Genomic DNA, 229 nt, shown 5'->3' with positions numbered 1-229 from the left:
CGCCAGCGCATAGCTGTGCAGGATATCCCCCGGCCACAGCAGCACCAGCATGTGCACGATGCCGAACGCCAGCAGCACCAGATTGCGCCGGACGTAGCGGCGTACCACCAAACTTTCGCCCACCTGCCCCGCCGTCCGATCGGTCAGGATCACCATGCCCGCCCCGAACAGCATCTCCAGCAGCGCCCGCGCGGTGCCGGTGGCGAACACCTGCCGCAGCCACCAGAAG

The 229-nt window shown here is 67.7% G+C and carries 1 protein-coding gene; it reads right to left on the bottom strand.

The window, feature by feature from the left end; genetic code table 11:
• Positions 1-229, bottom strand: a 229-nt coding sequence (locus tag AC0IYH_RS34430; protein WP_471838995.1) for a hypothetical protein, incomplete at both ends; no start/stop codon positions are given.

Source organism: Pseudomonas sp. AC463 (assembly GCF_979253585.1).
The sequence above is the reverse complement of the archived record's forward strand: the minus strand, read 5'-3'. Positions and strand labels throughout refer to the sequence as shown.